Genomic DNA, 21,395 nt, shown 5'->3' with positions numbered 1-21,395 from the left:
ATCAGGGTATTGAAGGCATTATAATACGATAGAACTGAAAGAACTTACAAGACATTCTTTCCTAAGATCGCTCCGACATAGAGCCGGATTTTATTACCACTGATACAGCTTCATCCAACTTACGTCAGGTTCAGTCATGACAAGAGGTAATCAGTCATTGTCGAGCAACGTAGGATGGGCATCGGCATTGAAATCATTCGTCAAGTTATTCGTATCTACGAATTTGTTATCCGATTTCTTCCTGACCACTGCTTTTCCATATCTACTATTGTCGTGGTCAACCTCACCGCAATGCGTCCAACCTTTGTCCAAAGTATTCGAAACGACATTCCATTGATAAGAATCTGCCACACTCAGATTGACGGCATCGACAATCCAGGCATTCGGCAATTTATAACCGTCATCATCCATATCATAGGAGATACCATCAAACGTAAAAACGTAGGTGTAAGTATACCTGTAATTCTTCAGGAAAGTATCCATATCGACCTGAGGTTTGGCAAGTGCATACGTTTTGAATCCCCGGTTATGAAGGGTGAAATAAGAATAAGAATTGTTTGACCAACTGATCAGGTTAGGCACATCAGGATTGTCATCATCCGCAAAATCAGGATCAGAAGATTCGTCATAAAACTCGAAGTCAGCATGACTCAGATCTATAGAATTGGGATTGAGTTCCTTATGATTTCTGGCATTCAGAGCGAGGACCAGTTCCTGACCGGGGTTTACGGGATATTCCTTCCCCGTTCCCGGTATCAGGTATACAGCGTCTACGGTCATCGCCTGATTCATAATGTCAGGAGTATAATCTTCCTTTTCCACTGTCAGGAATGAAGATTCCACGAATGCCAGTCCATCGGCATACATCGTCGTATCGCTATTGTTGGCTATCTTGACATACTGGTCATCAGAATACTGCTTTCCGTCAGGTGTCAGAGTACCGGTAAAGAAAATCTCCGAGATGACGAATCCCTCCTCAGCGTTGAATGTATTCAAGGCAATTTTCTTATCTACAGTTTCCGACTCAGACGATGCTGCTACGAGACTGACATTTTTCTCTGAAGTTTTCACGGCTGTCTTTACCGTTGTACTGTCGATACTGTAAGAAACATTCCCATCAATCGTGATATTATACGTTCCTTCGGGAATATTCAAGGAGTCTGCATACAGTTCACCGCTCTTCCTGAAATTGGAAGTCGTATACGTCTTTCGGGTCTGCACGTTCACCAATGTCGCATTGGCATTGAGCAATACCGGCGCTTGCACATTCAAAGGCATATTCAAAGCCAGGGCAAGTTTCAGTTCACGCGCAGAACTGTCCGCCGAATCATCATTGTCCTTACAGGAGACAAACGCACTGCCAAGGACTATTACGATCATTAAAATACCAAATAATTTTCTTTTCATTTTCAAACTTGTTTATTGATTATTATATGTTAAGGTTCCATTCCAAGAGCAATCCTTTCAACGCATTTACGATTCAGATTAGGATACCAGCCACTAATACCAGATTATTTCTGAGATGGACATATTGCCGAGTTCCGATGCCACCAGAGCGACGCTGTCGACATCATCTTAAAAGACTTATCCTAAATAACAAAGCCACACACGAGAGTAAAAAACAGGCCTCCAACACCCCCTTTCAGAAGCATTGAAGGCCATCACTACACACTATAGAACACAGAACATTCGAAAATACACTACTGTTCGTTCCGACAGATGGAGAGAACCCTTCAGATTAGCCAAACCGACATATAAGAGGAAATCCATTTCAAAACTCCAATGATTCACTTCAATCTTATACTGATTACTTCCCCTAAATGCCAGTGAAGAAGGATGACATTCTCCCCACTCCACCTATTGCTTTTACTCTAATAACGAAGGAATTGTATCAGGCGTAAAGTCATTCGTGGAATTATTTGTATCTACGAATTTCGTGCCTGCACGTTTCCTGCGCACAGCCTTCCCATACCGGTTCTTGTCTTGGGCCACCTTACCGCAGTAAGTCCAGCCGGCATCCAATTTACTTGAAACAATATTCCACTTATGAGAGCCCGGCACACTCAGGTTGACGGCGTCTACGATCCATGCATTCGGGAGTTTAAAACCTACACCCTTCATCTTGAAAGTCGTGCCATTAGGGGATAAAAAATCATACGTGTAGGTATACCGGTAATTTGCCAGGAACGTATCTTTATTGACCTCAGGCCGGGCAAGTGCATAAGTCTTGTACCCACCGGTATGAAGGATGAAATAAGAAAGGGAATAGTTGTACCAACTATCCAAATTGGGGACATCCGGATTGTCATCATCTGAAAAATGAGGATCAGAAGATTCGTCATAAAACTCGAAGTCTGCCTTGCTCAGGTCTACTGAATTGGCATTGAGTTCCTTATGGTTCTTGGCATCCAAAGCAAGGAGCAATTCCTGTCCGGGTTTTACAGGATGTTCTTTTCCTGAACCGGGGATCAGGTAAATTGCATCAATGGTCATCGCCTGATTCATAATATCAGGCGTATAATCCTCTTTTTGAGTTGAAAGGAAGGCCGACTCCACGAAGGCCAATCCATCAGCATACATAGTCGTATCACTGTTGTTGGCGATCTTGATATACTGGTCACTGGTATATGGTTTCCCGGCAGGCGTCAGTGTTCCTGTATAAAAGATCTCAGAGATGACAAATCCATTCTGAGCATTGAAGGTATTCAAAGCGATTTTCTTGTCTACAGTCTCCGACTCAGATGTCGCTGTGAGATGGACATTGTCCTCGGAAGTCTTGACGGCTGCCTTTACAGTTGTACTGTCTATGAGATAAGATACATTCCCGTCAATAGTGACATTATAGGTACCCTCAGGAATATTCAAGGAGTCAGTATACACATCTCCCACCTTCCTGAAATCGGAAAAAGTATATTTGGCACCTGTCTGCACATTAACCAATGCTGCATTGGCATTGAGCAAAGTCGGATCCTTTAGGTCCAAAGGCATATCCAGAGTCAGGGCGAGTTTGAGATTTCGTGCCGGCGTTCCCGTGTTATCATTATCACTGCAAGAGATGAACGAACAGCCCAAGGCCATTAATATCATCAGCATTCCCAGTAATTTTCTTTTCATTTCCATATTTGTTTTATCGACTAATTCTATTATAGATCATCTCTCACCGATTACATTTCAACAGCAAGAGGTTGGATGCGGCATTTTCTGAGATCTATTTTCCATTTTCATGAATGAACTGCCCCCAGTGAAAGGATGCGCATGGGCTGCCTCTCTTCACTTCATCAGGTTGGTTCAGTTAATTAAAAAAGGTAATTTGAATAAAATTCTAAAGGATAGTCATCCTTTACCTTAAGAGAGCCTTCAACACCTCTTCAACAGAGGCGTTGAAGGCATTTAAAAAATGGAAAACAATAAGAAGGATTACCCTTCTTGTCTATCAAAGCAAAACCGCGAAAAACTATAGTTGTTTTGAAAGCATCGTCACTTCAATTCTGTTGTTCTGCTTCAAGAGTTCTGCAGCAAATTGCCGAATCGAATCAGGCGTGATACCCTTTATCTCATCCTTATAATTTGTGTCCACATCTATGCGATTGAACAGTTTGTTATACATCACATAATCCCAATAACTATTCAGGATCTTAGCCTGGTCATAAGTTTTATATTCGTATTCTTTGACCTTATTCAAGTCCTCTATGTCCGGTCCGTCAGCAGCGACCTTCTTCAGTTGGTCGTAAATGATAGGGATCAAAGACTTGTATTTATCAGGATCAGTACGGAAGTCGATTTTCATCAACGCTTCTTCATAAGGATACTTCTGCATACTTCCGGAGACGCTGACGCCATAGGTTCCGCCCTTCTCTTCCCTCACCTTATTCGTATAGACGATCCTCATGATCTGGCTCAGGATATCGAGTTTCATGTCATTCTCAGCCGTGTAAGGCATCTTTGCCGTGATAAAGATACTGGCAATTGCAGACGGGGTCTGTTGTGCCTTGACAAAGATGTGAGTTTCATTCGCCTGCCGGATGGCGGTATGCGTATCGACTACCGTATCAAGTCTGCCATTAGAAGGCAAAGAGGCCAGGTAGCGGCACAGGAACGGTTTGACAGTATTCAGGTCAATGTTACCGGTCAATATCACATTGAAATCACCAGCATTAGAGAAGCACTGTTTGTATATCTGCAGGATTCTGTCATAGTTGACCCTGTCGAGTGTCTCCCTCTCGATCGGTTTCATTCTCGGGTTATCCCCATAGAGGATCGCCATGATCGAATCGCGATAAGAGACATTAGGATTGGCATTCCGGTTAGTGAGGAAAGCACGCTGGCGGTTGATCAGGCTGTTGAAGGCCTTTTCGTCCTTTCGGGGGGAAGTCATATACAGATAAGTCAATTCAAACATTGTCTTCATATCCTTTGTATTGCAACTCCCTTTCACACCCTCCGTTTCTTCACCGATAAACGGTGCTACACTGATCGTTTTACCAGACAGCATCTTATCGAGGCTGATCGCGTCAAACGATCCGATACCGCCTTCCTGAATAGCTGCGGCGCAATAACTGAGATTGGGGACATCAGCATCCGGGAACATCGATTTGCCGCCTAAGCCAAACATATTCATATTCACCTCATCAGCTTCGAAATTAGTCGGTTTGACAAAGACCTTCATCCCATTGGACAAGACGAATTTCGTATAACCGAACTGATCTTTCTGTTCAGATACGATCTTCCCAGCTTTCGGGAATTTCTCTATCAAGTTTCCTGACAGTTTTTTCTCAACATAAGGCGCATATTTCTTGGACTGTGCCGTGAGGATCGTGCTTTCGATGTCCTTCTTGGATGGCATCTTAAACTGGTTGTTGTCTGGTCCGTAAATAGTGACGACCTGATTTTTATCAGTGATCAACTCACGTGCCATCTTGTTCAGATCTTCGACAGTAACGTCATGGTTCAACTTCTTCACCTCTGCCAGTTCAAAATCAGCCGTCAAGACAGGTTCTTTCTGCAGGAAATTCATCAGGCACTCTCTGACATAGTAGCCATTGGATTTCTTGTCTCTGTCGATGTACTGATTCTGGACGGACTTCAACTGTTCCGCTTTGGCACGATCAACCTCAGATTGCAGGAATCCATGTTGGCGTACCCGTTCCAGTTCTCCGGTCAATGCAGAGATTCCTTCCAGCACCCTATCCTGTTTGCAGAGGGCAAAACCGTTAAAGGCATCTTTCGTGCTGGCCAGGAAGAAAGAGCCGTCTTTGGCAAAAGCAGAGACAAAAGGAGGATCAGCAGACTTGGACAACTCATCCAACCTATCATTCAGAATGTTTCTGATCAGGTCAGTCTTGTACCCGTCGGCATAATAAGACTCGGTATTGCGCTGATCCAGCGGTGTAATATCGCGTTTCATATACAGCGAGAAGTTGACCGTCGGCTGTTCTTTGTCTACAGCGCTGAACACAATCATGGAATCATTGTCGTTCACCGGATAATAGATTCTCTTGGCAGGGTTGACGGGAGCAGGAATAGAACCGAAGGTTTTTTTGATCTTCTGTTCCACCTGGTCTACATCGATATCACCCACCACGATAATGGCCTGCAAGTCAGGGCGATACCATTTATGGTAATAATCCCTAAGGTCCTGATAAGGAAAATGGTCTACGATGTCCATGCTTCCGATAGGCAGGCAATCAGCATATTTCGTCCCTTTATAGATGACGGGAGCTGCATCCTCCATCAGTCTCTGGACAGCCATACCGGCGCGTCTTGTCCGCCATTCCTCGTGGATGACTCCACGCTCCTTATCGATCTCCTTGTCGCTCAAGGTCAGGTCATGACTCCAGTCGTGGAGGATCAACAGACAGGAATCAATAATGCCTTCTCTCGCTACAGGAGCAGAAGAAATATTGTATACCGTCTGGTCCACACTGGTATAGGCATTCAGGTTCTGCCCGAATTTGATGCCTACGCTCTCGCACCATTTGACGATACCCGGTTTGAGACTGTCTCCCGGGAAATTCTTGGTACCGTTGAAGGCCATGTGTTCAAGGAAATGTGCCAGTCCTCTCTGACGCGGCTCTTCCAAGATAGACCCTACACGCTGGGCAATATAGAAATCAGCGATGTGGGGAGTCTGACCATTGTGACGTATATAGTAAGTCAGTCCATTAGAGAGTTTTCCGACTCTTACGGTCGGGTCTTGAGGCAATTTGTCCTGCGCATGGACAGTCGCAAAAAAGATCGTTGCGAGAAGCAGGATGACATATCTTCCCATATCCAGTTGGCTCATCATTATCTTATTCATTTTTTAAACAATGAAGGTGTTGTATCGGGGATAAAATCCTCGGTTGAATTATTTGTATCTACATATTTTCCGTTCGCTTGTTTCCGGATGACAGCTTTCCCATAGCGGCTGTTGTCATTATCGACTTTGCCACAATAAGTCCAGCCCTTATCCAGCGTACTTGAAACGGGATCCCAATCGTATGAGTCCTCGACACTCAGATTGACAGCATCGACCACCCATGAATTCGGGAGTTTATAACCATGTTGTGTGACATTATAGGTATTGCCGTTTGAAGTTCCCGTATACGAAAACTCATAATAGTAATCCTTCAAGAACGTATTCATGTCCACCTGAGGTCTGGCAAGCGCATAAGTTTTGAAGCCCCGATTGTGGAGCGTGAAGATCGTAAGGGTATAACAATACCATTTATCCAGATCGATAACATCGGGGTTATTGTCGTCTGAGAACTTGGGGTTAGTGGAATCATCATAAAACTCAAAGTCCGCCTTGCTCAAATCTATAGAATTGGAATTAAGTTCCTTGTGATCCTTGGCATTCAAAGCGAGCAGCAGTTCCTGACCAGGTTTTACCGGATGTTCCTTCCCTTTCCCCGGTATCACGTAAATCGCGTCAATGGTCATTGCCTGGTTTTTGATATCAGGGGTGTACTGTTGACTTTGCGTTGAAAGGAAAGACGATTCCACAAATGCCAACCCGTCAGCATAAAGAGTGGAGTCACTGTTGTTGACGATCTTGACGTACTGGTCACTCGAATACTGTTTCCCTTCCGGCGTCAATGTACCGGTATAGAAGAGTTCTGATATGACAAAACCATTCTGTTTGGCAAATGAATTCAAAGCGATCCTCTTGACGACTATCTCTGATTCAGATGCAGGTGAAAGACGGACGTTTGTCTCTGATTCCTTCACTGGTGTCTTTACAGTTGTACCGTCTATTTTATAAGAGATATTCCCGTCAATAGAGACATTGTACGTACCTTCCGGAATATCCAAGGTATCGGTAAAGACTTCTCCGCTTTTCTTGAAATCAGACGTTGTATAGGTTTTTCCTGTCTGTACGTTCACCAATTCCGCATTGGCATCCACCGATGCAGAGTCCTGCATATCCGTAGGCGGCTCCAAAGTCAGGGCGAGTTTGAACTGACGGGCTGTAGAAGAGTCCGCCGCGTCATCGCTGTCCGAGCAGGACGCGAAAAAACCGCCGAGAGCCGTTACGATCATTAAAAATCCAAATAATTTTCTGTTCATGTTCATAGTGTGTTGTTTTCTAATCTTGTAATTTAATTCATCTTGTGTTCAATTTATTTAAAATGTTACTCCCATAGATAATTTCATTCTATATTCGTCATTGTGACTGGTATTGGTGACGAAGCCGTCAGCAGAGGCAAAGAACCCCATATTCTTCCAAGAGGCCGGGTGAACGTCTATACGCACCGAAGAATTGATCTTGAAATAATTGGCTGTCAGATTCTCATAAGTATCATTGATCAGTTTCGTGATATTCTTGTCCATATTGACATAGGGCATCGTGATATTGTTGTCCAGATTATGGTAGAGCGAAGCACCCAGTCGGAGATTGAGTATGACATGACTGCTCAAGGCACTGATCAACTGCGCATCAAGTTGACTGAACCACTTGGAATACGACATCTTACGTAAGGGCAGAACATATTCGAAAGCACCGTCCATATATCCAGTCTTACCCGACAGTGACCAGTTGTTCCTGTTTCCCCAGTTTACAGCAGCGCCAGCATAGTAGTCTGCGACATGACTATGGTACATGGTCATGGTCGCGATGACATCATATTCTGAAGAAGAAGAGTTTCCCGAGATATGCTCGTCACCTATCCTCTTCTGATAATTCAGTCCGCCGAGGGCGGCCCAGTTGAAACCGTTTTCCTGTTGCTTCCAACCACCTTCCACTTGATAGTTTTCCAAGTACAAGGTAGAAAGAGGAAAAGAATTGATGTCCGACAATATCTTCTTGTAAGGTGTATAGTCATAGGCAGCGTACAAGGAAGCACCGCTGCCCCCAACAGGTCTCAAACTGATATTGGTCCTGATTCCCGTACCTTTATAATAAGTAGAAGTATTGGTCCCGGCAAATCTGGCATAGTCAGTACCCAGTCCGGTAAAATGATATTCAGGGATCACGCCGGATTCTTTGAGGAACTCCACGCTGGTGGTCTGTTTATAAAAGATTCCCCCGACGCCTGCTCCTATATCATAATTCAGGAATCTGTAGCCTAGACCTACAGCCATATTCACATCAGTGACGATTCCCCTCGGCCTCGGGTCTTCAGCACGGTATTCGTGTTCGGCCCTGAAGTCCAGAGTCTCGCCGATGGTAAAGTTTCCAAAACTGGTAGCGCAGCCTCCGGAAAAAGTATACTGTTCATTTTTCAGGTTTCCGCCCAATGTATCACCCATGACATAGGGATAGAGGAGATCATAGTCAGAAGTGGAATTATACCAGATATGCCGCTTTGTTCCCGTACGGTAGGAGGCTGATCCCCATACTGTCGTCCGGTCATTCATCTTCAGATAAGTTCCGGCAGTGATGCCGCCCAAAAGATACCCGCTTCCATCCTGATGAATGAGCGCCTTGTCCTGATGGTCATAGTCCATATATATGGAAAACTCAGAAAGGCTGGTACGATAAGCATCCTGCATGAAGGCGGGATTCTGGAGGTTCTCCGTCAAGACCATTTTCCACAGAGAATGGTGCTCGGCATAAGAAACGGTATCCAAGTCAGAGGCTTTTACTGTCGTCAACACGGCAGAAAGCAAGAGTAATAAAATAAATTTCTTATTCATATCACATGAATATTATTTCCAGATCGACATTGGTCGGATGATCCAGGATCTTACTGTAGTCCGAACTGGCCCTGAAGTCTGCCGTTTCCACGTCATTCGGACTGTCGGTACGAACATATTGTACCGTACCTTCGACACTTATGGAATAAGCTCCTCTCATGACAGACATAGAGAGTGCCGATCCGTCAAAAGCTGAAGAAGAATAGGTCTGTTTCGTATTCAAGTTCTGCATGGTGACAGTCCCCTGTACCTTCAGCGGTTTGATGCCGAGACTGTCAGGAAAGGTCATGTTGACGACAGCGGTCGTCTCATAGTCATCATTGTCACTATGGCAACTCGTAGCCATCAACAAGACAGCAATGACGAAAAGTCCGAGTTTTATATATGTTTTCATTTTCACTTCCTTTAAATTTTAACGTTCATCTCCAATCCGAAATAAGGAGTGACATGCCGTCTTATCGTAAAATTATTCCGGTCATAATCAGAGTGAGAATCCCAGAGTTTATTGACAAACAGCGCAATGAGGAGTTTGTCTCCGAAGAGGGCTTTGGTTGCCTTCAGGTTGACGTTCATGCTGAACGGGATCGTCTGCCAGGCAAACATGGACGCATTGTAAGTACGGACCAGATACTGGAGATAACTGTCAGTCTTGTCTGCGGCTGTAAACTCATGGGTAACGCCTTTTTCATCCATATAACTGATAGGGACATTTTCTTTTTCCATACTTTGGGATCCTGTCATCCACAAGCACTGTGCTGAAACAGAGAAGCCCAATTTGAGTTTGGGAATATCCGTATCAAATGTGAAATTGGTATTGGACATCTCGCGGATATAACCGTCATCATCACTATAGATGCCGACATACTTATAAGTTTTTCCCCCTACGACGACGGTCGGTTTCTCCATCACCGGTTGGGAATTTCTGTATTCTGTCTTGAACCATGCCCCACTGACCGTCAGTCGGGTATTGATGACAGGCACTCGGGCAGTAGAAAAGGTATATTCCACACCACGTTTCAATGTTCTGCTCCCGTTTGTCGTTATACCATATCCCCGGAGTTCTTCATTCTCAGTATAAGGCAACGTATTGACATCAGGCGGAGCCGTTAATGTCTTGGCGTCAATTCCGGAAGTATCAAAAGTTTTATAGGTATAAGGCTTGTACGTTTCCGTTGTCCTGAAACCAGACTTCATATCCTCCCTGAAATAGGTCACTGTCAGTCTGTTGCCGGCATAATGGAAGTCTCCTCTCAATTCCCATTTCGTATTCCGTGCAGCTTCCAGATCCTTATTCGTAGGATCGATGACATAAGTCTGGAGGTAGATTCTCCTATATTCCTTCTTGGGATGGTAATAATTGAGTTCGATCAAATCCATGTATACCGGTTCAGGGTAGAGTTGATCCATTGTAGGCGTTTTGGTCTGCTGTCCGTATCCACCGCTCAACTGTATCGTCATCGCCTTGCTGCCTATCCTGAAAGACGGGAATGTCCAACCTGCATTTATACGCGGATCAAGATAGAACTTGCCATGCAGGAGATAGTTACCCGGCAGGTTGAGCATGGTCGTATTTCTGACACCTGCACTGATTTCAAATTTATTTTTCCCGATATTCATGGAGGCATCCTCTTCGAGATATTCAGAAAGGTTATGGGACGCAGGGACGACCGAATATTTCCTTGGTCTTTCGGAAATGCCCGGGTAAAGAGGATTGAGGGTATCGAATATCTGTCCCTTTCCGTAGTTCTTGTCTATCAGCCAGTCTGCACCGACCTTCAAACTGTTGGACACTGTCCTGGAAGGGATTCCAAAGGTTGCATTCATCTTTACGAACCCACTGAAAGGTCTGCCGTCTACTTTCTGAGTGGCGGTATAAGTATAGGGCTGGATCAAGACTGCATCCCCTTCACCGTCTTTCGTTGACGTGGCAGCCGGCGTATCACGATCCAGTTGAACGAGTCGTGTCCTGGTAATGATATCCTTTTCGTAAGAAGCGGATACCAATGCTGAAGCAGCCTTAAACCAGGATGCTCTATCATGATTGATGATGTCGAGAGAACCACTGAGGGCGTAGCGATTGTATCCTGACTTGTATTTATCCACTCCACCATAGTTCAGTTCAGGATCTACCTTATCTCCGTCGAAAGAACCGCCATAATCCAGATTGACATTAAGCGCATAATCAAGTTTATTGCGGATCCACAACTTATTCAGCCTTGCAGAGAGCGTCACCCTATTGTAAGTCTCGAGGATGTTCCTCGGATCAGCCTTACTGTCCAGATAATCTGCACTCAGATTCAGGGATAACTTCTGAGGCTTCCATTCAAATCCCTTAGCTAAATAGAAGAGTTTACTGTCCATATCTGCCTTAAACCTGGCAGAGATATCATTTCCGCCTTTTTTACGGGTTATTTTCACCAAACCGCTGGTCAAATCACCGTATTCAACTGACGGGATGCCCCTGACGATTTCAACATTCTGAATATCATCAGTGGAAATTGACCTCATGTCCACACCAGCATTCGTGAAGTCTCTAGATGTCGCCTGAGTGTCGCTTGCGCCATCAAGGTACTGCATATTGGCGTTCGTGCTGATCGGAGCACCGTCAATCACGAAAGAAGTTCCAAGGGAAGAGGTGTTATACTGGCTGCCCGCTAACGGAATATCCCTCAGGTCGATGGTATTGGGCGTATTCAGGACAGGGTCCTGTGCCATTCCACCAGGCAGCAATTCCAGCAAATCAGAAAAACTGGAAGGCTGAAGATGCTGCATGGCATGCTGGCCTATTTTCGAAGAACTGGTGAGACCGGTTGATTCAGACGCTGTCACGACAACGTCTTGAAGATTTCCGGCTGCCTGAGTCATCTTATAGACCCGCCCATATTGGAATTTATCATGCAAGTCGGTATATCCTATATATGTAATTCTAATAGGAGTACCCTCATTGACCTTCAAACTGAAATAGCCGTCTGCGTCAGTGACCACAGCCGAAGTACTGTTCTTGTCCGAAGTCCGAATGACAGACCCTGCCAGTGGTTCACCCGTTTTGGCATCTATGACCCTACATCTAAGTATTCCCTGGGCATCCATCGCCAAAAAGGTATTCACTAATACAGTGATTAATACTATAACTTTCCGAATCATTATTTTTCGGCAAAGTTAAGGATAAATATATCCGTCCACAATACCTAAAATTAATTATTTTATAGGTAAATTATAGATAATAACTATACTTCAATGAATTACATACACAATCTGAACGTATTTATATACTAAAAATAACACATTCCGTCATATCCTCTGAATAAAGGCTATCAAGTCACCCAAAAAGGAAGTAAATCGAATGTTTTTGGTCATCTATTTAACATAAATTGGATGAAAAATCATCCCCTATATCATAAATGAAATAATTATTTTCTAATCATATATGAAAATAAATTAGTAATGTACGGTTAATACTGGTTTCTCATTTACCCAACTGTCCACATATAACGCAAGTGATTTTACTTATCTCACGAATACAGTTTTCATCTTTAATTAATGCCAGCGCCCTTATTATCCGTAATCAGATGAGGACAAACCCAGCATTTCGGACAGACAAGTACTATCACACTCCTTTTTCATAAGACTCGTTTATCCTTGAGAAGACTGCCACTTATAAAGGGAAGAGCCTTGACCATCATTTGAAGTATTCTGAAAAGAAATTGCCTGCCTCACGTTTTTTTTAGATTATTTTCCTATTTTTGCAAAGAGAAGACCAAACTAATCACGACCAATGAAAAAAATCCGTTTTATTGCGGTTTTACTAACCTTAATATTCATCAGCCTGAATATAGACGCTGCCATTAATTCCAAAACGTATACCTCTATGAATGGCTTGGTGGGAAATACCATTATGGATATGGTCCAGGACGATCAGGGCTATATCTGGATCGGAACGACTTGCGGCCTTTCACGTTTCGACGGCTATTCTTTCCTGAATTTCAATACTTTCACGAATCTACACGGACAGAAGACAGCCTCTATCATCGGACTACTCTACATTGACCATCCCAATCAGTTGTTGTGGATTTCTTCAGGCAGTTATGACAACGGGTGCTATGACCTGAGGAAATCGCGCTTTGTCACCTACGACAGACCTGTCAGATCCATCCCTTTGGAAAAGCGTTTTCTCTCTACACAGGGAATGTGGTTCTATGATTCCAAGACCCGTGCACGGCAGGTCAGGTACAACGGCACAAGCCTCTCCGTCTTCGACTATACAAAAGAGAACCGGAAACTCCCCAGCAATCACGTCAGTAAAATCATTGAGGACGCCGATTCCAATGTGTGGCTCTGTACGACCCACGGTTTTACTGTTGTAGACAAATATAATAAGGTGCACATCCTGAACACCCGAGACTGGATTCTTGACGTGCAGGTCTACAAACATCTGGTGCTTCTTCTGACCAAGGACAATGACGTACTCATCTACGGCCACAGCAACCGGTTACTGTCCAGAACTCATCTGCCCTCCGTCATCGGCACTGTCAACAAAGTGACGAATACGCTGATATGGAAAGGCAGATGGCTGATCTTTACACCCAGGATCACTTATGCCTTCGACATCCGAAAGCGGGTTTTCACCAAACCTTCCGAATGTCAGATACCTGAAGGCACGACGATGGATCAGGACAAAGGTTGCCAATTCGTATCAGATAAACTCGGAAACCTATGGATATTCATGCCGGACGGTCAACTGACCAAACTGGACATCAAGCCCCGGTTCTCCATATACTCCAGTTCGAAACGCTATTATAGAGTTTGCATCGGACAGGACGGCCTGATCTATATAGCGACCAGCAACGGACTGTATACCTGGAATCCCAAGAAAAAGCAACTCAAACATTATCTCGCCGAAGATGATGATGCCATCATCCCCTCCGATTTCCTATCACGCGTCATCGCAGACCGCAGCGGAGCCATTTGGATTGCTGCGGACAATGCAGGTATTGTCCGCCTGTCCTCTCCTGTGAGTCTGGACTTCCGATACATCTACCCTACCGCTTACTATCTTTTCGGTCAGAGCAATATGATCCAGGCTGTGGCGAGCGAAAGCCGGCAGAACATTGTCTTTTCCACACGCGACAACACCCTTTACCACTATGACCTGCGCTCCAATCAGGTGACAGGCAGGGAGAATTTTCCACGCCCGATATATGCCTATTGCAAAGACCGGAACGGAAACATCTGGATTGGTACAAAGGGAGGCGGGCTTTTTATAAACGGCACTCAATACACGCGGGAAGAAAAGACCAACCCTATTCCTTCCGATGACATCTCAGACATCATCTCTGACTCCCAAGGACGTATCTGGGTTGCGACAGGTGGCAGCGGACTATTATTGATGAATTACAAGAAAGGTAAACCGTTGAAATTCCGCCAGTTTTTGAACCGGGACATCAACGAGAGCCGGATTCAAGACCTGAAATGTGACCTCCAAGGACGCCTATGGGTCGGCACCTTCGACGGTTTGTTCTGTCTTGACACCCGGCAGAAAGAACTCTCGGACAAGAGCTTCCTGCATTTCAGCTTGACGAATCACCAACTCCCCGCCAATGATGTCAGTTGTATCTGTACTTCTCCGGACGGCTCGATCTGGATAGGGACCGGAGGCACCGGTGTCATCCACTGCAGGCTGACAGGTCAAAAACTCTCCTACAGACAGTTCGGCACGCTGCAGGGGCTATCCAACAATTACATCCACTCCATCGCCTCAGATCTGAAAGGCGGTATATGGATAGGAACAGAGAGCGGACTCTCACATCTGAAAGCGAACGAAGAAAATTCAGAAAGGGTGAGGACCTATCAATTGAGTCAGGATTTCCGGGGGAACATTTTCTCTGACAACAGTGCTGTGCTCCTTTCCACCGGCACACTCTTGTTCGGCACGAGTCATGGACTGGCAGTCATCAAACCCGAAAGCAAAAGGCAGCACTCCTCAGTGCCATTCCCCGTCCGCATCACTGACCTGATCATCAATGGCATGTCAATATTTGCCGATGACAGTAATACACCAGAGTCCTTCCAACTCAGAGCAGCCCTCAGTCAGCAAGAACCCCTTTCCCTCTCCCATCGACAGAACTCACTGGCCATCCACTTCTCTGATTTCAACTATGCCGAGTCCGGCACTACCGGGTATCAGTTTTATATGGAACCTCTGCAGAAGTCATGGCAACGCTATACGAACAAGAACCACACAAGCTATAGCCATCTCGATCCGGGGACCTATACCTTTCATCTCAGATCGATAGGGACAAACGGCAATAAAAGTCAGGAGATCACCTTGAAGATCACGATCCGCCATCCCTGGTACAGTAGTATCTGGGCTTGGGGGATCTATCTCATCCTCATTGCCATGGTTACAGGCTATATCTTCAATAATGTGAAAGAACGTGTCCGCTTCCATCAGCAACTCGCCGTGGACAGACAGATCTCCGAGTTCAGGATCAATTTCTTCACTCATATTGCCCATGAGTTCCGCACCCCAATCGCCATCATCCAAAACGCAGTGGCACAACTCGTTGACCCCAAGACCAATCAGGTCTCCAAATCTGCGTTGCAGGCTTCAAAGAGGGGGACCGGCAGACTCCTCAGACTGGTCAACCAACTGATGGAGTTCAGGAGAATCAGCACCGGCAACCAACACTTGAAAATTGAAAAAGATGATGTGATCGGGTTCATCCGCAAAATTTATCAGGACTTTTGGAGCTATGCCAAGCAAAAGGAGATCCATCTGAGTTTCACGCCTTTCAGTAAGGCACATGACTTGTTTTTCGATCATGAAATGTTGGAGACAATGGTCTATAATCTGTTGAGCAATGCTATAAAATATACACCGGAAAAGGGGTTTGTCAACCTGCATATCAAACTTTCAGATGATTTCCGGAACATGATAATAGAAATAGCCAATACCGGCGACAGCATTACACCGGAGCAGCAGCGCACCCTGTTCCAGCCTTTCATGCATGGCTATGTTTCACAGGGAGGTATGGGCATCGGACTGTATAATGCCCACAAGATGGCATGCCTGCACCATGGAGACCTGACTTATGAAAGAAAAGCTGACCGGAATGTCTTCACAATTACCCTCCCTACAACTACAGAAAGTTACAAGGCCTCGGATTTCAACACGGCAACAGCTATCCATCAAAAGCAAGGAAAAAGTTCAGATCACACTGATCCGACAACGTCTCTGATCCGGGAGATCCAGCCAAAGGCTTTCAACCATCAGACTGTCGTCATCATTGAAGATGATCCGGACATGATGGAGCAACTCAAGGAAATCGTTGGCAAGTATTTTACTGTATCAGGATATATGAGTGGCAACACAGGATATGAAGGTGCCCTGAAGACACACCCTGAATTACTGCTCTGCGATGTCATATTGCCGGACAGAGACGGTTACAGCATTGTCAGGCAACTCCGGCAACAGCCTGACACCAAGGATATTCCTGTAATCATGCTGACCTCTCTGGATGATGAGGAGCACCAGATCAAAGGTTATCAGGCTGGTGCCGACGACTATATGGTCAAGCCCTGCAACTACAAATTGCTGATCCTCCGAATCTGCCAACTGATCAAATGGCATAAGGAAAAGGCGAGCGTTTTATCCAATCAGCAGCAAAAGCCACAGTCTATAGCCCCAACTTCCACCGGTACAACAGACGTCCTGATTACCAGTAGTGCAGACCAACTTTTCCTCTCTAGGATGAACTCCTGTATCGATCAGCATCTGAATGATCCCAATTTTAATGTAGACCAACTGGCGGCCCTGATGTGTATCGGGCGAACAACCTTCTATGGTAAAGCAAAGGAACTCTTGGGGATGCCCCCCAAGCGTTATCTTATCCAGAAACGTCTGGAAAAGGCGGCCCGAATGCTTCAAAGCGAAGGGCTCTCCATCTCGGAAGTCAGTTATAAGACCGGCTTCAGCAGTCCTCAATATTTCAACAGATGCTTCAAGGAACATTTTGGAATCAGTCCCAGCCGATACGGCAAAAGACAAAGTCATCCCAAAGCTGGAGAAACAGCCGCACTCTAAAATTCAGGCCTCTGGAAAACGAAGACCCGCCTCATCAGGAAAGGACTCATCTTGTCCGATTTTAGGACTAATAGTTGTGCGCGCTGTACCTAAGTCAATCCATATACTAGGACCATTTTTCACCTTATTATATAGAGGGCAGAATTTATGTAACTAGGACGGCACAGAGATTTTTTCCTCATCTCCATCTTGCCGGTACTTTCCATGGACTTATCGTCACAGGAGTTCTGCAGGGGTTGTGGTATCAGGAAAAATTTGGTGAGCTCCACCACTGTTGTTGAACATGATTTTACTTTCGTCTGATAGGACCTGGTATTTTTCGTTCCTGTCGTTGCCCATCTTCACAACTGAAGATGGACATCCATTCATCGTGTTGACACTTATCCATGTATTTCATTGACACTTATCCATACATTTTATTGCTGCACGATTAGACGTTCTGTTCATCCGTATCATGAGCTGCCGTTGATGAGTTTTTAGGGATCCTGTTGATGCACTTTATGAGGTTCTGTTCACGTACGTCCTGACACTGTCAATACGTACGACATGAGACCCTAATAACGTACGTCCTTACACCCTAATAAACCGCTTCAACAGATTAACATAACCGGTTTGTCCACCAAAAGTCCAAAAAGGGAACGAGGAGGGAACGTACAGGGAACGAGGAGGGAACGGGAGGGAACGGATTTGTTTTCGGCTTGTTCTTAAACAGTACTTTGAGGTTCCGCCACTACCAAATTTTAAATGTCAACAACATATAAAAATCTTCAAGCATAACCCTTTTAGTCATTTAATTCCGTCAAAAAATCCGAAAAGGAATTATCTGTAGAAACACCTCCCCGTATCGTCAATGGCAAGCAACCTGCCATCAGGCATACTCAAATTGATTTCGTAGGCATGTGATGTTGTTTCGATGTCTACCCGACTCTTTTCAGGCAGAAGACCCATTTCCGCCTTGGTCAGATGAAAATCTTCCAAATGCTTGAGATAAGTGTGAGTTTTCCGGTAATGTGTTTCCTGCCCATAAAACAATCTCCACAGGAATCGCCTGGCACTCTCGTCTTTAGGATAAGCGAAAGTCTCCGTCCCGCTGCCCGAAATCTGATCAGAAAGATAGACATATCCCCACCTTTCCGGCATGTGCATATCGATGCGCCCGGTAGGAGACCATACCCAGTTTTCTTCCGGCAGTTGTTTACCTGTACTGTCCGTTTTCTTCACGATCTCATCGTTTTTCCCCATAGACACCTGCCATTCCACCCTGGAAAAATCAAGGCGAAGATAAGCACCTTTCTTAAGATAGTCATCAAATTCTGAAGCCAAAGCTTGCCGAGGAATTTTCATCTCGACGATCCACTCCTTGTCCTTATCTTGGGGATGATTCAAGGTGCCGGCACGTTGTATACCCACCTCCAGCCCGGGGGCATTATACTGAAATTGGACAAAGGGACGGATTTTGGAACGATATGGAGCTTCCAGGCTAAGATCAAAAACAGTCCCCAAAGCATTGACCTCTATTTCGAAATAGTTGTGTCCGTCCCCTTTGGGATCAATGAACACTTCAAAGTCAGGGTCATGCCAGACAATATCGTCGTGTTGCTTCTGAAAAGCCCAAATATTCTCTTCCTCCATTTCTGCAGCAATATAGAGATTATCCGAATCCCACAACAACTTTGCCCGAGTGTTATAATAAGGTGTAGGGAAACCTGCACCTGAAATATCACAAAAGTTTTCTGTCCACTGTGCATACTGCCAAGACTTCTCATCTAATACACCGTCAATCTTCACAGGCTGAGTTGTCCGATAGCAAACATATCCCCGAGGGGGCGTCAACAATGGCGCATATTCACTTTTCTCTTCCTGAGCTTTGATGAATCCCGGTAAACAGACCATCAAGGTCAGGCCTGATACAAACAGATGTTTCAATATCAACTTTCCAAACACTTTATTTTTGATTTAAACTCCTCTGCCGATAGTTGTCTTGGTAAGATGCAGAAGTTGGGATTTTAATTTCCCCCATTCAAAGTAGCTTTGACTCGATGCCAATGGACCTGTGCTTATCTCTTTATGAGTTGATCCAAAACAGCCCAGTGGGCATCAGTCATACTACCGGGTGTAAACAAACAGATACCACCAGCCCCCGTTTTCTTGATTTTTTTGACAACATCAGCCAATTCATCAGGACTGAGTCCCAGCGTTTCCGGATCTTTCCCTGAAGACTTGTCTTGCCAGTCCTTGCAAATGAACAGACCGCTGTATACAGGCGCCCTGCCCTTCATCGACTTGACCTCTTCTCGAGTCACCTTAACGACCCATGAAGGCGGTTCAAGATAAAAGTCGTTATAGTTCATCGGGAAACAAGCATCGACATTCCATTTGTTCCATTCCTGTCTCACCATCCATACTGCCCTACTATAAGGACCAGGAAAGACATCCACGCTCACCTTCTTGCCCATAGCATGCACACTGTCTGCGATCAGATTGACCAAATGGGTGATGGCATCACAACGAAACTGCGCCCAGGACTTGATCTTAGACGGATCCGAGACCTTTCTGATATCTATACCTGTAAGCCTTTTGTAAGCTGCCACACAACTATCGCAATAGCAGTAATCGGCAGCAGGCCATTCCCCATTCTCTATCAATCCGTATTTCGGCCAAAGCGCCTTGGCAAGGATGACATCAGCATAGCGGATATAGTCCAACTGAACATAATCGACATTCGGAATGGCAGCGATTTCACAAAACTTCTTGATCAGATATTTCTGGACATTCGGATTTCTGGGATCCAAAGTTTTGTAATAAGGTACATAGGCAGGATGATCATAGGCAGACTGTCCCAATCGATTGACGGTATACCATGTACTATCCAATCCTTGTTGCAGCATGGTCGGGATCCATGCATGGAAAACCAATCCCTCTTCATGAGCTGCTTTTGCAGCCATACGTGCCTTATCGACATCGAAACCGACATTGATACACACTCCCACTACACCATGTTCCTTCCACTTTTCAAAATCAGCCTTTAAAGACTGAGCGGTGGCGTTCTTAGGCATTCCCTCCCAAACATATAGGGGAATCCTGGTCTTGGCCTGCAGGACAATGACCATAAAGGCAAAAACAACAACCAACAATACTTTTCTCATACAGATTGATATTTACCTGATTCAAGTCTCTAGTGTCAATGACAGAAAACAAGAATAAAAGAATTCAGAAATTCAATTAAATCTAATATAAATTGACTACGTGCACTATTTCTTTTCTATAAACTTCCGTTTAAGTCAATAAATAACTGTTGCAAAGTTCAATAAAAAAATCGGTTACTGCAAAAAAATCCCTTTAAATATTCTTCAATACAATTCAAGTTTTTCATAGATGCCATCCCTTATTCCAATATCAAAGTTCTTTCTTATATTCAGTTTCAAGTCATCTGAAATAAATTTACTTGAGACCATCCATTAGAGAACCTTTTGTGTTAAATTATTAACAAGAGATAACTTCTGTTATATCATAAAATAAAAAAATAAGTAGAAGATATTATTTAAATAATTTACTTTTGTAAATAATTATGTTTACTAAGCAATAAATACTGTTATACTCTATATTTATTACTATTAACTGCAATTATATGTTAGATATACAACATAAAACCATTATGTATCAAGTTGTTAATATAATAATATAAATTAGGAAATGAGTATAAATTATTCAAAAATATTTGTATATACTGCTTATAAATATTACTTTTGCAAGCAATTAGTATTTACCAATAAATACAGTTAAGGTTATTAGTTCGTTTTTAGGTATTATTTATAGTTCCAATGAATAAGAAGCGTATATTCGCAGTTGTTCTTATTGTCTCCATTCTAATCTTTCTAACTATAGGGAGTTTGAAGTTTTCCGGCAGATATTTGCTGGAGAGTGATATCTATACCCTCATTCCGCCGGACAGTCTCTACCGGACTTTCAATTTGGTCGATCTCTTCAATTTGATCAATAATAACCCGTTGGCGGAATTAATCTAGAGCGTATTTAACTCTCCCGATAGGTCGTTTATTCCTATAATTGACTCAAGTTTCGGAAGTAAAAAGAATTGATTTATTTAACAAATAAAAGTGAGTTTGAGTGCCCTTGTTACAGGGAAATTTTGTATATTTGTATTGATAAAATAAACAGACAAAACGCTCAAACTCAT

General features: G+C 44.2%; 12 protein-coding genes. 2 read left to right on the top strand and 10 right to left on the bottom strand.

Annotation, left to right across the window (positions count from 1 at the left end):
* Positions 1 to 150: 150 nt before the first annotated feature.
* The 7 genes from NG821_RS08320 to NG821_RS08290 all read right to left on the bottom strand — a co-directional run bounded on the left by NG821_RS08320 (position 151) and on the right by NG821_RS08290 (position 12,261).
* Positions 151 to 1,407, bottom strand: a complete 1,257-nt coding sequence (locus NG821_RS08320) for a DUF4876 domain-containing protein (RefSeq protein WP_252761196.1) — start codon at positions 1,405 to 1,407, stop codon at positions 151 to 153.
* Positions 1,408 to 1,866: 459 nt separating this feature from the next.
* Positions 1,867 to 3,114 (bottom strand): DUF4876 domain-containing protein, encoded by a 1,248-nt coding sequence (locus NG821_RS08315; RefSeq protein ID WP_252761195.1) that lies wholly within the window; start codon positions 3,112 to 3,114, stop codon positions 1,867 to 1,869.
* A gap of 340 nt (positions 3,115 to 3,454) precedes the next feature.
* The gene (locus tag NG821_RS08310; protein ID WP_394802075.1) at positions 3,455 to 6,298 is read right to left on the bottom strand and encodes a M16 family metallopeptidase; all 2,844 of its coding nucleotides are present in this window, start codon (positions 6,296 to 6,298) and stop codon (positions 3,455 to 3,457) included.
* Entirely contained in the window at positions 6,295 to 7,548 is a 1,254-nt protein-coding gene (locus tag NG821_RS08305) for a DUF4876 domain-containing protein (RefSeq protein ID WP_252761194.1), read from the bottom strand. Before NG821_RS08305 ends, NG821_RS08310 begins: the two co-directional genes overlap by 4 nt.
* A gap of 57 nt (positions 7,549 to 7,605) precedes the next feature.
* Entirely contained in the window at positions 7,606 to 9,117 is a 1,512-nt protein-coding gene (locus NG821_RS08300; RefSeq protein ID WP_252761193.1) for a DUF6850 family outer membrane beta-barrel protein, read from the bottom strand.
* Position 9,118: 1 nt separating this feature from the next.
* Positions 9,119 to 9,511, bottom strand: a complete 393-nt coding sequence (locus tag NG821_RS08295) for a hypothetical protein (protein ID WP_252761192.1) — start codon at positions 9,509 to 9,511, stop codon at positions 9,119 to 9,121.
* A gap of 11 nt (positions 9,512 to 9,522) precedes the next feature.
* On the bottom strand, positions 9,523 to 12,261 hold the full coding sequence (locus NG821_RS08290) for a TonB-dependent receptor plug domain-containing protein (RefSeq protein ID WP_394802074.1): 2,739 nt from the start codon (positions 12,259 to 12,261) through the stop codon (positions 9,523 to 9,525).
* A gap of 631 nt (positions 12,262 to 12,892) precedes the next feature.
* On the opposite strand from NG821_RS08290, the gene NG821_RS08285 reads away from it, so the two are divergent.
* Positions 12,893 to 17,200 (top strand): hybrid sensor histidine kinase/response regulator transcription factor, encoded by a 4,308-nt coding sequence (locus tag NG821_RS08285; RefSeq protein ID WP_252761191.1) that lies wholly within the window; start codon positions 12,893 to 12,895, stop codon positions 17,198 to 17,200.
* A gap of 216 nt (positions 17,201 to 17,416) precedes the next feature.
* Here the strand turns inward: NG821_RS08285 and NG821_RS08280 are convergent, their stop codons facing one another.
* The 3 genes from NG821_RS08280 to NG821_RS08270 form a co-directional block, all read right to left on the bottom strand.
* Positions 17,417 to 17,569: a hypothetical protein gene (locus tag NG821_RS08280; protein ID WP_252761190.1), complete on the bottom strand. Its 153-nt coding sequence runs from the start codon at positions 17,567 to 17,569 to the stop codon at positions 17,417 to 17,419.
* Between the two features lie 450 nt (positions 17,570 to 18,019).
* Complete coding sequence (locus NG821_RS08275; protein ID WP_252761189.1) at positions 18,020 to 19,126, bottom strand: carbohydrate-binding family 9-like protein; 1,107 nt, start codon at positions 19,124 to 19,126, stop codon at positions 18,020 to 18,022.
* 131 nt (positions 19,127 to 19,257) lie between these two features.
* Entirely contained in the window at positions 19,258 to 20,346 is a 1,089-nt protein-coding gene (locus tag NG821_RS08270; protein WP_252761188.1) for a glycoside hydrolase family 10 protein, read from the bottom strand.
* 675 nt (positions 20,347 to 21,021) lie between these two features.
* Between NG821_RS08270 and NG821_RS08265 the strand changes: the two genes are divergently transcribed.
* Entirely contained in the window at positions 21,022 to 21,225 is a 204-nt protein-coding gene (locus NG821_RS08265; protein ID WP_252761187.1) for a hypothetical protein, read from the top strand.
* Positions 21,226 to 21,395 lie beyond the last annotated feature (170 nt).

Origin of the sequence: Segatella cerevisiae, from assembly GCF_024054555.1 — a bacterium.
Lineage (GTDB): Bacteria > Bacteroidota > Bacteroidia > Bacteroidales > Bacteroidaceae > Prevotella > Prevotella cerevisiae.
The sequence above is the reverse complement of the archived record's forward strand: the minus strand, read 5'-3'. Positions and strand labels throughout refer to the sequence as shown.

Coding starts and splice junctions, on each gene's coding strand:
- NG821_RS08280 (WP_252761190.1), bottom strand. CDS start 17,569: ATGAATGGATGTCCATCTTCAGTTGTGAAGATGGGCAACGACAGGAAC.
- NG821_RS08285 (WP_252761191.1), top strand. CDS start 12,893: ATGAAAAAAATCCGTTTTATTGCGGTTTTACTAACCTTAATATTCATC.
- NG821_RS08300 (WP_252761193.1), bottom strand. CDS start 9,117: ATGAATAAGAAATTTATTTTATTACTCTTGCTTTCTGCCGTGTTGACG.
- NG821_RS08270 (WP_252761188.1), bottom strand. CDS start 20,346: ATGAGAAAAGTATTGTTGGTTGTTGTTTTTGCCTTTATGGTCATTGTC.
- NG821_RS08265 (WP_252761187.1), top strand. CDS start 21,022: ATGAATAAGAAGCGTATATTCGCAGTTGTTCTTATTGTCTCCATTCTA.
- NG821_RS08315 (WP_252761195.1), bottom strand. CDS start 3,114: ATGAAAAGAAAATTACTGGGAATGCTGATGATATTAATGGCCTTGGGC.
- NG821_RS08305 (WP_252761194.1), bottom strand. CDS start 7,548: ATGAACAGAAAATTATTTGGATTTTTAATGATCGTAACGGCTCTCGGC.
- NG821_RS08290 (WP_394802074.1), bottom strand. CDS start 12,261: ATGATTCGGAAAGTTATAGTATTAATCACTGTATTAGTGAATACCTTT.
- NG821_RS08295 (WP_252761192.1), bottom strand. CDS start 9,511: ATGAAAACATATATAAAACTCGGACTTTTCGTCATTGCTGTCTTGTTG.
- NG821_RS08310 (WP_394802075.1), bottom strand. CDS start 6,298: ATGAATAAGATAATGATGAGCCAACTGGATATGGGAAGATATGTCATC.
- NG821_RS08320 (WP_252761196.1), bottom strand. CDS start 1,407: ATGAAAAGAAAATTATTTGGTATTTTAATGATCGTAATAGTCCTTGGC.